The 14,694-nt window shown below is 75.8% G+C and carries 15 protein-coding genes; 2 read left to right on the top strand and 13 right to left on the bottom strand.

The window, feature by feature from the left end:
• Positions 1-129 precede the first annotated feature (129 nt).
• Together HL663_RS09990 and HL663_RS09985 are read right to left on the bottom strand one after the other, a co-directional pair.
• Positions 130-432 carry a chorismate mutase gene (locus HL663_RS09990; protein WP_173028248.1) on the bottom strand — a complete coding sequence of 101 codons (303 nt, stop codon included), beginning with the start codon at positions 430-432 and terminating at the stop codon, positions 130-132.
• Positions 433-496: 64 nt separating this feature from the next.
• Positions 497-802 carry an acylphosphatase gene (locus HL663_RS09985; protein ID WP_173028247.1) on the bottom strand — a complete coding sequence of 102 codons (306 nt, stop codon included), beginning with the start codon at positions 800-802 and terminating at the stop codon, positions 497-499.
• Between the two features lie 94 nt (positions 803-896).
• Between HL663_RS09985 and HL663_RS09980 the strand changes: the two genes are divergently transcribed.
• The gene (locus tag HL663_RS09980; protein ID WP_173028246.1) at positions 897-2,837 is read left to right on the top strand and encodes an acyltransferase family protein; all 1,941 of its coding nucleotides are present in this window, start codon (positions 897-899) and stop codon (positions 2,835-2,837) included.
• On the opposite strand, the gene mutM is transcribed toward HL663_RS09980, so the two are convergent.
• From mutM to HL663_RS09930, 10 genes are all read right to left on the bottom strand, one after another.
• Positions 2,815-3,684, bottom strand: a complete 870-nt coding sequence (mutM, locus tag HL663_RS09975) for a bifunctional DNA-formamidopyrimidine glycosylase/DNA-(apurinic or apyrimidinic site) lyase (protein WP_173028245.1) — start codon at positions 3,682-3,684, stop codon at positions 2,815-2,817. The two genes, HL663_RS09980 and mutM, sit on opposite strands and share 23 nt — an antisense overlap.
• The gene (rnc, locus tag HL663_RS09970) at positions 3,677-4,441 is read right to left on the bottom strand and encodes a ribonuclease III (RefSeq protein ID WP_173028244.1); all 765 of its coding nucleotides are present in this window, start codon (positions 4,439-4,441) and stop codon (positions 3,677-3,679) included. Before rnc ends, mutM begins: the two co-directional genes overlap by 8 nt.
• An 11-nt stretch (positions 4,442-4,452) precedes the next feature.
• The gene (gene rpmF / locus HL663_RS09965) at positions 4,453-4,647 is read right to left on the bottom strand and encodes a 50S ribosomal protein L32 (protein WP_173028243.1); all 195 of its coding nucleotides are present in this window, start codon (positions 4,645-4,647) and stop codon (positions 4,453-4,455) included.
• A 1-nt stretch (position 4,648) separates the two neighbouring features.
• The gene (locus HL663_RS09960; RefSeq protein WP_173028242.1) at positions 4,649-5,227 is read right to left on the bottom strand and encodes a YceD family protein; all 579 of its coding nucleotides are present in this window, start codon (positions 5,225-5,227) and stop codon (positions 4,649-4,651) included.
• 135 nt (positions 5,228-5,362) lie between these two features.
• Complete coding sequence (locus HL663_RS09955) at positions 5,363-7,483, bottom strand: acyltransferase family protein (protein ID WP_173028241.1); 2,121 nt, start codon at positions 7,481-7,483, stop codon at positions 5,363-5,365.
• The gene (gene coaD / locus HL663_RS09950) at positions 7,473-7,976 is read right to left on the bottom strand and encodes a pantetheine-phosphate adenylyltransferase (protein WP_173028240.1); all 504 of its coding nucleotides are present in this window, start codon (positions 7,974-7,976) and stop codon (positions 7,473-7,475) included. The genes HL663_RS09955 and coaD overlap by 11 nt, the downstream gene beginning before the upstream one ends.
• A gap of 33 nt (positions 7,977-8,009) precedes the next feature.
• Entirely contained in the window at positions 8,010-8,639 is a 630-nt protein-coding gene (locus HL663_RS09945; protein WP_173028239.1) for a hemerythrin domain-containing protein, read from the bottom strand.
• A 64-nt stretch (positions 8,640-8,703) separates the two neighbouring features.
• Complete coding sequence (gene rsmD, locus HL663_RS09940) at positions 8,704-9,267, bottom strand: 16S rRNA (guanine(966)-N(2))-methyltransferase RsmD (RefSeq protein ID WP_173028238.1); 564 nt, start codon at positions 9,265-9,267, stop codon at positions 8,704-8,706.
• The gene (locus HL663_RS09935; RefSeq protein WP_173028237.1) at positions 9,267-11,444 is read right to left on the bottom strand and encodes an ATP-dependent DNA helicase RecG; all 2,178 of its coding nucleotides are present in this window, start codon (positions 11,442-11,444) and stop codon (positions 9,267-9,269) included. The genes rsmD and HL663_RS09935 overlap by 1 nt, the downstream gene beginning before the upstream one ends.
• Before the next feature lie 2 nt (positions 11,445-11,446).
• Entirely contained in the window at positions 11,447-13,108 is a 1,662-nt protein-coding gene (locus HL663_RS09930) for a DAK2 domain-containing protein (RefSeq protein WP_173028236.1), read from the bottom strand.
• A gap of 148 nt (positions 13,109-13,256) precedes the next feature.
• Between HL663_RS09930 and rpmB the strand changes: the two genes are divergently transcribed.
• On the top strand, positions 13,257-13,451 hold the full coding sequence (rpmB, locus tag HL663_RS09925; protein ID WP_030527936.1) for a 50S ribosomal protein L28: 195 nt from the start codon (positions 13,257-13,259) through the stop codon (positions 13,449-13,451).
• Between the two features lie 151 nt (positions 13,452-13,602).
• Here the strand turns inward: rpmB and thiL are convergent, their stop codons facing one another.
• Complete coding sequence (thiL, locus tag HL663_RS09920; RefSeq protein WP_173028235.1) at positions 13,603-14,610, bottom strand: thiamine-phosphate kinase; 1,008 nt, start codon at positions 14,608-14,610, stop codon at positions 13,603-13,605.
• Positions 14,611-14,694: the final 84 nt, after the last annotated feature.

Here is a 14,694-nt window from a genome sequence, read left to right as displayed (position 1 = left end):
CACCCCACGGGCCCCAGGCGTATCGGGTCACCCGATACGACCGCCCTTCACCCGACAACGGTTCCCGGGTGAGGCGCAGCGATATCGGGTCACCCGATACTCGTGAGGCGCGGCAGGGCGGCGGGACGCTCAGGAGCCGGCGCCCGCGATGTGCTCGTGGTGGTGGATGACCTCGGCGATGATGAAGTTGAGGAACGCCTCGGCGAACTGCGGGTCCAGGCCCGACTCGTCGGCGAGCGCCCGCAGGCGCGTGACCTGGCGCTCCTCGCGCCCCGGGTCGGCGGCGGGCAGGCCCGCGGCGGCCTTGAGCTCGCCCACGGCCTGGGTGCACTTGAACCGCTCGGCGAGCAGGTGCACGAGCGCGGCGTCGATGTTGTCGATGCTCGAGCGCAGCCGCGCGAGGTCCGGGGGGATGTCGCTCACGCCACCCATCGTAGGAACCCCCGGCGACGGCGGCGCGCGGCGTCCGGAGCGCGAACGCCGCACCGCGCCCGGCTCAGCGCTCGCGGAAGCCGGTCTCCCCCTTGGCCGCCGCCCACAGCGGGGCGGACACGAGCGTCACCTGCCCCGGCCGGCCGGCGCCCGACGGCTCCTCGCGCAGCAGCCGGAGCAGCGCCTCGACGTCCGCGCGCGCCCCCTCGGCGACGACCTCGACCCGCCCGTCGGCGGTGTTGCGCGCCCAGCCGGCCAGGCCCAGCTCGAGCGCCCGGGCCCGCGTCCACCACCGGAAGCCGACCCCCTGCACCCGGCCCCGGACGAAGACGGTCGCCCGCTCGGTGCCGCCCCGCGCGCCCTCGTCCATGCGCCGATCCTAGGAACCGCGGCCCTGCGGCGTCACAGCCGCCCCACAGCGCGCCTCCGTCACGAGAACCCCCTGCGTCACTACCGTTCCGGTCATGGACCCGGTCGCGCCCGCGGCGCCCGACGGGGCCGGTGGCGTGACCACCGCTCCCCGACCGGTCGACGACGCCCCGAGGCCGGGGGGCCGCCTCCCCGGGCTCGACGGCCTGCGCGCCCTCGCCGTCGTCGCGGTCGTCGTCTTCCACCTCGACCCCTCGTGGCTGCCGGGCGGCTTCCTCGGCGTCGACGTCTTCTTCGTGCTCTCCGGGTTCCTCATCACGACGCTCCTGCTGCGCGAGCGCGAGGGCACCGGCCGGGTCGACCTGCGCGGCTTCTGGGCCCGTCGCGCCCGCCGCCTCCTGCCTGCCCTGCTCGTCCTCGTGCCGTCGGCGGTGCTGCTCGCTCGCGTCGCGGAGGGCGACCTGCTCGTCGGCGTCGGCCGCCAGGTGCTCGGGGCGCTGACCTTCACCTCGAACTGGCTCGAGGTCGCGGCCGGCACCGACTACTTCGCGGCGACCTCCCCGACGCTGCTGGCCAACCTCTGGTCGCTCGCCGTCGAGGAGCAGTTCTACCTCCTGTGGCCGCTGGCCCTGCTCGCCCTCCTGCGGGCGGTCCGCCGCCCCGAGGCCCGCGCGGCGACGGCCCTCGGCCTGGCGCTCGCGTCCTCGCTGCTCATGGCCCTGCGCCTGGACCCCACCGCCCCGACGCGCGTCTACTACGGCACCGACACCCACGCCACCGGCCTCATGGTCGGGGCGGCCCTCGCCCTGGCCCTGGCGGCCCCGGGGCGCGCCGGCACGGCGAGCGCCCTCTGGGAGCGCCATCGCCGCACGGTCGGCGCCCTCTCGCTCATCGTGCTCGGCGCCCTGCTCGTCCTCGCCGACGAGCAGTCGGCGCTGACCTTCCGCGGCGGCATCCTCCTGGCCTCGCTCGCCACCGCGGGCGTCGTCCTCGTCGTCGTCGAGCGGCCGGGCCGGCTGCGCGCCCTGCTCGACCTCCCGGCCGCCCGCTGGGTCGGCTCGCGCAGCTACGGCATCTACCTGTGGCACTGGCCGGTCGTCCTCGTCGTCGGCCAGGACATCCCGGTGACCCCGGGCGGCCTCGACTACGTCCTGACCCGCGGCTGGGCGGTCCTCGTGACGGTGGCCGCGGCCGACCTCTCGTACCGCTTCGTCGAGACCCCCGTCCGCCGCCACGGCTTCCGCGGCGCGTTCCGGGTGCTGGCCGGCCGGATGCGCCGGGCCGGCACCCGTCGGGCCCGCACGGTCTGGGCCGTCCTCCTCGTCGCCGCCGTCGCGACCGCCGCCGTCATGGTCACCGCGCCCGACCGCACCGCGACCGAGCAGCTCATCGAGGCCAACGAGGCCGCCCTGGCCCGTGAGGCCGCGGCCACGAGCACCCCCACCCCCTCGGCCACCCGGAGCACGGCCTCCGCGCGCGCCGCCGGCACCCGCCCGAGCGCCGTCGACTGGAGCATGCCGAAGGGCTCGGAGGTCGACGCCTTCGGCGACTCGATGCTCGTCGGCGCCAAGCAGGCGATGGAGTACTACTTCCCGAAGATCCGCATGGACGCCCGGTCCAACCGGCGCTGGAGCGAGGCGCCGAAACTCGTCGGGGCGCGCGGCGACGGCCTGCGCCGCGTCGTCGTCCTCGCCTTCGGCACGAACTTCGGCACCGACGCGAGGTCCATCGAGCGGACCCTGCGCGAGATCGGGCCCGACCGGATGGTCGTCGTCCTCACGGTCCACGGCCGCTACGCGCGCGCCGGCACCGACAACGAGCAGCTGCGCGAGGTCGTCGCCGGCCACGACAACGTCGTCGTCGCCGACTGGGACCGGGCGCTGGCCGACACCAGCGGGATGCTCCAGTCGGACGGCATCCACCCGAGCATCCGCGGGGCACACCTCTACAGCGCGACCGTCCGCACGGCGATGGCGCAGCTCTCGGAGCACAAGACCGGGAAGCCGGTGCGGCTCAAGCCGATCCCGCTGCCCTGACCCTGCGTGGGCGGGGCTGGCAGCGCGGGCACGAGAACGAGCTGCGGTTCATGAACTGCTCGCGGCGGATCGGGGTCCCGCAGCGCCGGCACGGGCGGCCGGCCTGGCCGTAGGCCGCGAGCGAGCGGTCGAAGTAGCCCGAGGCGCCGTTGACGTTGACGTAGAGCGCGTCGAAGCTCGTGCCGCCCTGGCCCAGCGCCTCGTTCATCACGTCGGTGGCGTGGTCGAGCAGGGCGCCGATCCGTGGCTTGCTCAGCGCCGACGCCGGCCGCTCGCCGTGCACCTGCGCCCGCCACAGCGACTCGTCGGCGTAGATGTTGCCGATGCCCGAGACGACGGTCTGGTCGAGCAGGACGCGCTTGACCGCGCTGTCCTTGGCCTTGATCCGCCGGATCGTCGCGGCCCGGTCGAAGGCCGGCTCGAGGGGGTCCGGGGCGATGTGGGCGATGCTGCGCGGGACCCCGGCGTCGTCGAGGTCGGCGAGGGCGAGCCCGCCGAAGGTGCGCTGGTCGACGAAGCGCAGCTCGGGGCCGTCGTCGTCGAAGGTGAACCGGCCGTGCAGGTGCTTCTCGTCCGGCGCGGCGGCGTCCTCGACGAGCAGCTGGCCGCTCATCCCGAGGTGGAGGATGAGGCCGACCGAGCCCTCGAGGTCCCACCAGAGGTACTTGCCGCGGCGGCGCACGGCGGCGACGCGGCGACCGGCGAGGCGCTCGGCGAGGTCCTGCGGGCCGGGCACGTGGCGGCGGGCCACGCGGTGGCCGCGCAGCTCGACGGCCGCGAGCCGCCGGCCCTCGACGTGCGTGGCGAGGCCGCGGCGCACGACCTCGACCTCGGGGAGCTCAGGCACCGCTCGGGCGGCCCTCGGGCGGCTCGTGGGCGTCGCGGATGGCGGTCCAGCCGTGGGCGGCGGCCTCCTGCTCGGCGACCTTCTTGGTCCGGCCGGAGCCGCGGCCGAGGACCCGGCCGCCGACGACGACGGACGCCTCGAAGGACTTCGCGTGCTCGGGACCGTCCTCGGTCACGACGTACTCGGGCGAGCCGAGGCCGTGGCGCGAGCTGATCTCCTGCAGGCTCGTCTTCCAGTCCAGGCCCGCCCCGAGGGTCGCGGACTGCGCGAGCAGCGGGTCGACGAGGCTGTGGACGAGCTCGCCCGCGGCCTCGATGCCGGCCGACTGGTAGACGGCGCCGATGACCGCCTCGACGGTGTCGGCGAGGATCGAGTCCTTGTCGCGGCCCCCGGTGCTCTCCTCGCCGCGGCCGAGGAACACGAAGTCGCCGAGGCCGAGCGTGCGCCCGACGTCGGCCAGGGCCCGCATGTTGACCACGGCGGCGCGCAGCTTCGCGAGCTGCCCCTCGGACTCGTCCGGGTTGGTGTCGTAGAGCGTCGTCGTGACGACGAGGCCCAGCACGGAGTCACCGAGGAACTCGAGCCGCTCGTTGTGCGGCAGACCACCCATCTCGTACGCGTACGAGCGGTGCGTGAGGGCACGCCGGACCAGCGCCTCGTCGACGGGTCCGCCGGTCACCTCCGAGAGGTGACCGACGAGCTCGGCGACGGGGCGCAGCGGCGCGAGTGCATCGGCCGAAGCCGACCCCTTCCCCATGGGGAGGGGTGTCAGCCCTGGTGCTCGGTGCGCTCGGCGGCGCCGAAGTGGCGCCCCTTGTAGGTGCCGCACGACGGGCACGCCATGTGCGGCTGGGTGAGCGCCTTGCACTGCGGGCAGGTGGTCGTCGCGACGACCGTCGCCTTCCAGTTGGCGCGGCGCGAGCGGGTGTTGGAGCGCGACATCTTCCGCTTCGGAACGGCCACGTCAGGTCCTCTTCTCTGTCGGCGTGGACGGGTCCTCGGCCAAGGCCGAGAGCGCCGCCCATCGGGGGTCGATCTCGTCGTGCTGGTGCTCGGGGTCCTCCGCGAGCGGCTGGCCGCACACGGAGCACAGCCCGGGGCAGTCCGGCCGGCACACCGGCTGGAACGGCAGTGCAGGCACCACCGTGTCCCGGACCACCGGGTCGAGGTCGATGTAGCCGTCCTCGACGCGGTGCTCCTCGTCGGCGTCCTCGTCCCCCACCTCGTGGTGGTGGTCGTGGCGATCGGCGTGAACGAACAGCTCCTGGAAGTGACCGTCGAGCGAGACGCTCACCGGGTCCAGGCACCGCACGCAGGCGCCGGTGGCCGTGCCGCGCACCGAACCCGTGACGAGCACGCCCTCGACGACGGACTCCATCCGCAGGGAGAGGGACAGCGGGCTGCCCTCCTCGACGCGGATGACGTCGGTGCCGAGGTCGCTCGGCGCCCCTGCCTCACGCTCCAGCTCGTGCATCGTCCCGGGTCGACGGCCCACGAGCTTGGTGTCGAGCACCAAGGGGGACCGGGGATCAGGGCGAGTCATGGGCTTTCGGTGAGGTCGGGACGGGTTCGGGTCACGCCGCACGGACGCAGACCGAAGGACAACGGTACCGGCAGGCCCCCCACCGGCCCAAACCGGGGTCGGTCCCGGCGCCGGACGGAGCCGTGACGAGGGTCCTCACCGAGCCTTCGCGGGGGTCAGGGCCACCTCGACGGCGCCGGCGACCTGGGGCGCGAGGGTGCGCGCGTAGGTGGCCGTCACGTGGTCGCCGGCCCGGTGGACGGTGACGTGCCCGATGACGACGGGGCACTCGCCACCGGGGCAGACCCACGGGGTGAGGTCGAGCAGCGTGACGCCCTCCCCCGCCCGCTGCACGGCCGGACGCTGCACGGGCAGCCCGCTCGCGGCGAGCGCCGGCGCGGCGGCGAAGGTGCACTGCGCGAGCGCGTCGGGGTGCCAGGCGGCGCAGACGTCGAGGTCGTCCGGCGAGACCGGGCTGTCCCCGACGACGACGACGGGGACGCCGGCGCGCGCCAGGGCTGCCCAGCGCCGGGCGTAGCCGTCCTCGAGGAGGGGCGCGTCGGTGCGCGAGCCGTCCCAGGCCCCTCGGGCGACGCCGGAGGTGACGACGACGTCCGGGGGGTCGGCCGCGAGCGCGCGCGAGACGGCGGCGTTCCAGGCGTCGCACTGGGGGTAGGCCCGGCCGGCGCTCGCCGCGGGCGCCGCGGCGAAGGCGCAGGCGGACTTGCCGTACGTGACGACGCGCCACCCCCGCTCGCCGGCCTGCTCCTGCAGCGCGGGCAGCCACTGCATGGCCTTGGAGTCCCCGACGAGCGCGACGGTGACGGCGCCGCGCGGGTCGCCGAAGGTGCACGCGACGGGCTCGGTCGCGTCGTGGTCGACCTGGCAGCGGTCGACGTCGGCGTCCGGGCGGTCCTCCCCGCTGACGAGGGGGTCGGGCGTGACCCAGCCGGGCTGCACGTCGTCGGCGACGGCGCGCCCCGGCACGACGGTGGCGGCCCCGAGCTGCGAGACCGGCGGGACGCGTCCGTCCTCCGGCGTGGTGACGAAGGGCGAGGCCAGCGGCAGGAGCGGGAGGGCGGCGAGGACGGCCACGCCGGACATCCCGAGCCCGGCGGCGACGAGCGCACGGGGCCGGCGCCGCAGCCAGGCCCCGTGGTGGATGGGCTGCTCGACGAACCGCCACGACACCCAGGCCGGCCACACCGAGCCCAGCGCGAGCGCGACACGGGCCCATCCGGGCAGCGGGCCGCCGGTCAGGCGCTCGGCGCTCCAGTCGCCGAGGACGAGCACCGGCCAGTGCCAGAGGTAGATCGAGTACGACAGGCCCCCGACCCAGACCATCGCGCGGGCGCCGAGGAGCCGGACGGGGCCGTTGCGGCCGCCGCGCCACCCGGCCCAGAGGACGAGCGCGGTCGGCAGCGTCGGCAGCAGGGCCCACCCGCTCGGCCACTCGATGCCCGTCGGCAGCGCGACGGCGACGACGACGAGCGCGACGAGACCCACCCAGCCGAGGGCGTCGGCGGCCCGGCTGCGCGCCTGCGGGCGCTCCCGCCCGGTCAGCCACACGGCGAGCAGCGCGCCCACCCCGAGCTCCCAGACGCGGGTCGTCGTCGTGAAGAAGGACGCCTCCGGGCTCGTGTGCGAGGCGATGAGCGACCACACGAACGAGGCGCCGGTCAGCGCGCCGAGCGCGACGGCGACCGTGCGGCGGTCGGGGCGCCGACCCGTCCGGCGGGCGAGCAGCGCGAGGGCCAGGAGGAGCAGCGGCCAGACGACGTAGAACTGCTCCTCGACGGCGAGGCTCCAGAAGTGCTGGACCGGCGAGGGGCGCACGTCCGAGGCGAGGTAGTCGACCTCACGGCCGGCAAGGACCCAGTTGACGACGTACGTCGCGGCGGCGATGACGTCGTGGCCGACCTGCTGGCGGCGCTGCCCGGGGACGACGAGCCACGTGAACAGCGTCGTGACGAGCAGGACGACCACGGCGGCGGGCAGCAGCCGGCGCACGCGCCGGCCGACGAAGCGCACCCACGAGACGGTGCCGGTCCGGTCGAGCTCGGCGACGAGCAGGCCGGTGATGAGGAAGCCCGAGATGACGAAGAAGATGTCGACGCCGACGAAGCCCGCGTGGACCGGCAGACCGGCGTGGTAGGCCAGCACCGAGAGGACCGCGACGGCACGCAGGCCCTCGACGTCGCGCCGGAAGCCGGGTCGCCGCCCCGTCGAGCGCTGCCCGGCGCGGGCCTGCTCCGGGGCGCTCGCCTCAGCGGTCACGCAGCCGGGCGACGAGGGCGTCGCGCACCTCGTCCGGTACGAGGCCGCTCACGTCGCCGCCGTAGCGGACGACCTCCTTGACGAGGGAGCTCGACACGTGGGCCAGCGAGGGCTCACCGGGCAGGAAGAGCGTCTCGAGCCCGGTCAGGTGCCGGTTCATCCGGGCCATCGGCAGCTCGTAGTCGAAGTCGGTGCCGCCGCGCAGGCCCTTGACGAGGACGTCGGCCCCGAGGTCGCGGCAGACGTCGACGAGGAGGCGGTCGGCGAAGGCCTCGACGCGCACGACGTCGGCCAGGCCGCGGTCGGCGAGCGCGTGCTCGACGAGGGCCACCCGCTCGGGGACGGTGAACGTCCCCTGCTTCGCGGGGTTGTGGAGGATCGCCACGACCACCTCGTCGTGCAGCGCGGCGGCGCGCGCGACGACGTCGAGGTGGCCGTGGGTCACCGGGTCGTAGGAGCCGGGACAGACGGCCCGGCGGACGCGCTCGCTCACGCGCGCCAACCTAGCAAGGGCTCCACGGGAGGGTCAGTCGCCGTTCTTCGCCGCGTCCTCGACCTCCTCGGCCTTCTCCTTGGCCTCGGCCTTGATTCGGTCGGCCTCCTCGCGCGCCTCCTCGGGGGCGAGGGCGCCCTTGTCGACCGCCTCGTCGACGAGGGCGGCGACCTGCTCCTCGGAGCCGCAGCCCTGCTCGAGCAGCTCGTTGCGGCGGGTCAGCCAGTCGACGCCGAGCCGCTCGCGCACCTCGAGGTCGACCTCCTCGCGGGCCGGGTTGAGGATCGTCTGCTCCTCCTCGTTCGCGTGGTGGTTGACCACCGTCGCGAGGTCCTCGAGGGCGTCGTCGTACTTCTGGGTGTCGGTGCCCTTGGCGCGCAGGAAGGCGAGCAGCGCCTCGTTGATCTCGGCGTGCTCCTCCTCGCCGTGCTCGGCCTCGTGGTCGGTGATGTCGGCGGCCTTCGCGCGCAGGGTCGGGTAGACCTTCTCCTCCTCGGCGACGGCGTGGGCGGTCAGCACCTCGGCGAGCGCGCGGCGGGCGGCCTCGCGGTCGGTGTCGGTGCGCCGGGCCTCGCGCAGGAGGTCCTCGAAGAGCCGGTGGTCCTCGAGGATGCGCTCGATGACGTCGCCGCTGACCGGCCGGGGGATCTCGTAGTCGCTCATCCCCGCATCCTGTCAGGTGGCCGGGCTGACCTGCCCCGATGCACCCCGTCCTTCGACGAGAGGGTCAGGCGCGCTCGGCGAGCCAGACGGTCGTCTCGCCGTACTTGCGGGGCTTGCCGACGCGCTCGAGGCCGGTGGGCCAGGCGGGCTCGGGCGAGCGCGATGAGCGCTCGACGACGACGAGCCCGTCGGCGGCCAGCCAGCCGTCGACGAGGCGGTCGAGGACGGTGCCCAGGGCCTCCTCCCCCACGTCGTAGGGCGGGTCGATGAACACGAGGTCGGCCGGCCCCTCGGCCCCCGGCTGGCCGGCGAGCGCCGCGGAGACCGTCGTCGGCACGACCCGCACCCCCGTGAGCGCGAGCGAGGCGACGTTGGCCGCGACGACGGAGGCGGCCCGCCGGTCGGACTCGACGAGGACGCACGAGCGCGCCCCCCGGCTCATCGCCTCGAGCCCGAGCGCGCCGGAGCCGGCGTAGAGGTCGAGGACGTGCCCGCCGCGCAGGGCGTCGCGGGCCTCGAGCGCCGAGAAGAGCGCCTCGCGCACCCGGTCGCTCGTCGGGCGAGTGCCCGAGCCGGGCGGGGTGCGCAGGGTCCGCCCGCCGCGGGTGCCGGCGATGATGCGGGTCATCAGCCACGCTCCAGGTAGGCGGCCTGCTCGGCGTCGACGCGGGCCTGGACGGCGGCGGCGAGCAGGGGGTGGTCGGCGAGGTCGGGGTCGGCCTCGACGAGCGCGAAGGCGTCCTCGCGGGCCTGCTCGATGACGTCCTCGTGCTCGAGGATGTGGAGGAACTCCAGCTGCGTGCGCCGGCCGTGCTGCGCGGCGCCGAGGATGTCGCCCTCGCGGCGCTGGGCGAGGTCGAGGCGGGCCAGCTCGAAGCCGTCCGTCGTCCCGGCCACGGCCGTCAGCCGGGTGAGCGCCGGCTCGGCCTCGGACCCCGTGACGAGCAGGCACAGGCCCGGGAAGCCGCCGCGGCCGATGCGCCCGCGCAGCTGGTGCAGCTGGCTGACCCCGAAGCGGTCGGCGTCCATGACGACCATGACGCTCGCGTTGGGCACGTCGACCCCCACCTCGACGACCGTCGTCGAGACGAGGACGTCGGTCTCGCCGCGCTGGAAGCGGCCCATGACGGCGTCCTTGTCCTCGGCGGGCATCCGGCCGTGGAGGACCTCGAGGGTGAGCCCGGCGAGGGCCGGCTCCTCGGCCAGCCGCGCGGACAGGGCCGTCACGCTCGTCAGCGGGCGCGGCGGCGGGGCGTCGGCGGCCTCCTCGGCGTCCGGGTCGGCCGCCTCGACCGTGAGCACGGCCCCCTCGTCGGCGGCGTCGTCGTCGCCGATGCGCGGGCACACGACGTACGCCTGCCGGCCGGAGCGCACCTCCTCGGCGATGCGCTGCCACGTCCGCTCCATCCACCCGGGCCGGTCCTCGGGCACGACGTGCGTCGTGATGGGCGCGCGCCCGGCGGGCAGCTCGCGCAGCGTCGAGGTCTCGAGGTCGCCGAAGACCGTCATCGCGACGGTGCGCGGGATGGGCGTCGCGGTCATGACGAGGACGTGCGGTGGGGTGGAGCCCTTGGCGCGCAACGCGTCCCGCTGCTCCACGCCGAAACGGTGCTGCTCGTCGACGACGACGAGGGCGAGGTCGTAGAAGTCGACGTGCTCCTGGAGCAGGGCGTGCGTGCCGACGACGATGCCCGCGTCTCCGCTCACGACGTCGAGGAGGGTGCGCCGGCGCTCGGCGGTCGGCTGGCTGCCGGTGAGCAGGGCGACGCGCGTCCCGTGCTCGGCGCCGCCCAGCATCCCGCCCTCGGCGAGGTCCCCGAGCATCCGGGTGATCGTCCGGTGGTGCTGCGCGGCGAGGACCTCGGTGGGGGCGAGGAGCGCGGCCTGCCCGTCCGAGTCGACCGCTCGGAGCATCGCCCGCAGCGCGACGACCGTCTTGCCGGAGCCGACCTCGCCCTGGAGCAGTCGGTGCATCGGGACCTCGCGGCCCATCTCGTCGGCCACGACCTCGCCGATGTCGCGCTGGCCGCCGGTCAGGGTGAACGGCAGCCGCTCGTCGAAGGCGGCGAGCAGCCCGTCGGCGCGACCCGGCCGCGCCCGCGTGGCCGTCGCGGCGGAGGCCCGCCGGCGCTGCGCGAGCGTCGCCTGGAGGACGAACGCCTCCTCGTAGCGCAGCCGCTGCTGGGCGGCCGCGACCTGCTCGAGGGTGTCCGGGCCGTGGATCCCGCGCAGGGCGTCGGTGCGCGACATCAGGTTCCGCCGCACCCGGACGTCCTCGGGCAGGGCGTCGGGCACGTCGTCGAGGACGTCGAGGACGCGGCGCACCGACTCGCTGACCGTCCAGGTCGGGAGCTTGCCGACCCGCCGGTAGAACGGGATGAGGTCGCGCCGCTCCCCCGCGTCGTAGTCGTCGAGCATCGTGTAGCCGGGGTGCGTCAGCTGCAGGCGCCCCCGGTAGGTCCCGACCGTCCCGGCGAAGATGCCCCGCGCGCCGGGTACGAGCACCTTGTCGTGGCCCCAGGCCTTGAAGAACGTGATGTCGAGCTCGTGGCGGCCGTCGGTGATGACGACCTCGAGCATCGTGCCCTTGCGCGTCTTCATCCGGCGGGTCGTGGCGGAGCGCACCTCGGCCACCCCGACGAGGAACTCCCCCGGGGTCACGGCGCCGAGGTCGGCCTCACGGGTGCGGTAGCGCCGCGGCCAGTAGGCGAGGATGTCGCCGACGGTGTGGATGTCGCGGTGCTTCGCGAAGTCGGCGGCGGCCTGCGCGATGATCGGCCGCAGCGGGCTGGACTCGGTGGCCATCGTCACTCCACCCCGATGAGCAGCGGGTAGACGGGCTGGCCGCCGTCGAGGACGACGACCTCGAGCTCGGGCCGCTCGCGCCCGAGGTCGCCGGCGAGGCGCTCGACGAGCAGCGGGTCGGCGTCGGCCCCGCGGACGAGGGTGACGAGCTCGCCGCCCGCCGAGAGCAGACGGTCGAGGACGTCGCGCGCGGACGCGGCGAGGTCGGTGCCGAGGAAGGCGACGTCGCCGTCGACGATCCCGAGGACGTCGCCGGGCCGGCAGACCCCGGCCCACGTCAGCGCCTCCTTGGTCGCCACGGACACCGCGCCGTGCCGCGTCGCGACGGCCGCCTGCGTCATCGCGACGACGTTGGCGTGGACCGGGCGCTCGGGGTCGAGGACGGCCATCGCGGCGATGGCCTGGACGGTCGTGCGGGCCGGGACGACGTGCACCTCGAGCCCGTCGGCCGCGCCGGCCTCGGCCGCGACCTCGGCGGCCATCAGCCCGTCGGGGTCGGCGGGCAGGACGACGACGGCGGAGGCCCCGGTGCGCCGGGCGGCCTCGAGCAGCTGGCTCGCCGACGCGCGCCGGCCCGGCCCGAACTCCAGCGCGACGGCGCCGGCCTCCTGGAGCAGCGCGACGACGCCCGGGCCGGCCGCCCCGGCGACCACCCCGAGGGGGACGACGGCCCCGCGGGCGGCGACCTGGCTCGGCAGGTGGGTGATGCGGATGCGCTCGGGGCGGCCCGCGACGAGGGCGGCCTCGACCGCCGCGCCGGCGTCGTCGACGTGCACGTGGACGTTCCAGAGGTCGGGGCCGCCGACGACGATGAGCGAGTCGCCGAGCGCGTCGAGGTCGCGGGTCAGCCGCTGCACCCGCTCGGCGTCGGAGTCCAGCAGCAGGTACATCACCTCGAAGGCCGGGCCGGCCGCGTCGGGCTCCTCGTCCGCGGCGTCGGCCGCGCGTGGCTGCGGCGAGTGCCAGCGGGCGGGGTCGGTGCCCGCGCCGGCGGCCAGCAGCCCCTCTTCGGCGCTCGTCCACGCGCCGGTCACGACGCGGTGCAGGGCCTCGAGGAGCAGGACGCAGCCCGCTCCCCCGGCGTCGACGACCCCGGCGCGGGCCAGCGCCGGCAGCTGCTCGGGGGTGCGCGCGAGCGCCGCCGTCGCGGCCTCGACGGCGGCCGCCGAGACCTCGGCCATCGACCCCCCGGCGTCGCACGCGGCGCGCGCCCCGGCGGCCGCGGCGTCGGCCACGGTGAGGATGGTGCCCTCCTGCGGGTGCGCCACGCTGGCCCGCGCCTTGGCCGCTCCGCGCTCGAGGCACGCCGTGAGCAGCGCGACGTCCACCTGGGTGGCGCCCTGCTCGACGACGACGTCGCAGAGGCCGCCGAGCACCTGGCTGAGGATGACCCCGGAGTTGCCGCGGGCCGACAGCAGGACCGCACGGCGCAGCGTGCGGCACTCCTCGACGAGGTCCGCCGGGCCGTGGGCGTCGGCCGCCGACCGGGCCGCGACGACCTCGTCGATGGCGCCGTCGAGGGTGAGGTAGAGGTTGGTGCCGGTGTCGCCGTCGGGCACGGGGAAGACGTTGAGCCCGTCGATCTCGGTGCGCCGGGCCGCGAGGGCCGCCCGGGTCAGGAGGGCCCACTGCCGGGCGTCGGCGGCGGTGAGGACGTCGGGCACGATGTCAGCGTATCGGGGCCGTCCGTCGCCCCCGCCGGAGCCGTTTTGGTCGGGCCGGTCGCCCTCGGCTACTCTTGTCCGGTTGCGCGTGCACTCGTGCGCTGCGCCCCGAAGACCACATGACCGTTACTGCATCAGGAGATCTCCCGTGGCTGCCAACTGCGACGTCTGCGGCAAGGGCCCCGGTTTCGGGCACAACATCTCGCACTCGCACCGCCGCACGAAGCGCCGTTGGAACCCCAACATCCAGCGCGTCAAGGCGATGGTGGGCGAGGCCGGTGTGACCCCGAAGCGGCTCAACGTCTGCACCTCGTGCCTCAAGGCGGGCAAGGTCAAGCGCTGACCTCCCTCCTCTGACGTACCCCGGAACGGGCGGCCTCCCTCACGGAGGCCGCCCGTTCCGCGTGTGCTCCCTCCTTTTCTCCCCGCGAGATGCGGGGGTCCGGGTGCGGTCGCACGCGGACCCGCGCAGGTCGCCCGGAGAAGGGGCCGGGTCAGGCGCCGGCGAAGTGGTCCCAGCCGCGCACGTCCGGCACGACCCCGTCGAGCGTGACGACCGGACCCTGCGGCCCCGGCTCGCCGACCTGCCCGACGGCGACCCACGGGGCGCCGGGCAGCGCCGCGAGGTCGACCGACGCGGGGAAGCACGCCGCGAGCGAGTGCTCCTCGCCGCCGCCGAGCACCTGGCGCAGCGCCTCCTCGGCGCCGAGGCAGCGCTCGAGCGCCCCGGACGCGTGGCGCGCCCTCAGCACCTCCCCCGACAGGTCGATGCCCACCCCGCTCGCCCGGGCCACCCGGCCGAGGTCGGTGACGAGCCCGTCCGAGACGTCGACGAGGGCGTGCGCCCCGGCGTCGGCCGCGACCGGCCCGGACTCCCACGGCGGCCGCGGCGCCCGGTGGGCCGCCCGCAGCAGCTCGGCGTCCGGTCCGCCCCCCGTGGTGCGGCCGGACAGGTACAGCGCGAGCCCGCCGCCGGAGGTCCCGAGCGTGCCGCAGACGGCGACGACGTCACCGGCCCGCGCCCCCGAGCGCAGGACCGGCCGCCGGCCGCGCAGGTCGCCGAGCGCGGTGAGGGTGACCGTGACGACCCCGGCCGGGCCGGAGGACAGGTCGCCGCCGACGACGGGCGCGCCGGACTCCCGCGAGACCGAGGCGATGCCCGCGGCGAGCCCGAGCACCCAGTCGACCGGCGTCCCGGGGTCGGCCACGAGCGAGACGAGCAGACCGGTGGGGACCGCGCCCATCGCCGCGACGTCGGCGAGGTTCTGCACGGTGACCTTGACGCCCACGTCGTGCGCGCCGGACCAGTCGTCGCGCCAGTCGCGGCCGCGGACCATCCCGTCGGTCGTCGCGACGACCGCGCCGGAGGGGGCGGCGAGGACCGCGGCGTCGTCGCCCGGACCGACCGGGACGGCGGACTCGTCGGCCGCGACGGCGGCCGCGTAGAGGGGGAAGACCCGCGCGAGGAGCTCGGCCTCGTCGAGGTCGCGCAGCCGCTCCACTCCGTGCTCCCTCCCTGCGGTGACGTCCGGTCCACGGGCACGGTAGCGTCTGCGTCGAGCCCCGCCGGACCCGGTGGGCACCAC

The sequence above is a fragment of the Arthrobacter sp. NEB 688 genome, from assembly GCF_013201035.1.
Lineage (GTDB): Bacteria > Actinomycetota > Actinomycetes > Actinomycetales > Dermatophilaceae > Phycicoccus.
Note: the sequence above shows the minus strand (reverse complement) of the source record. Positions and strands in the feature narration are given on the sequence as shown.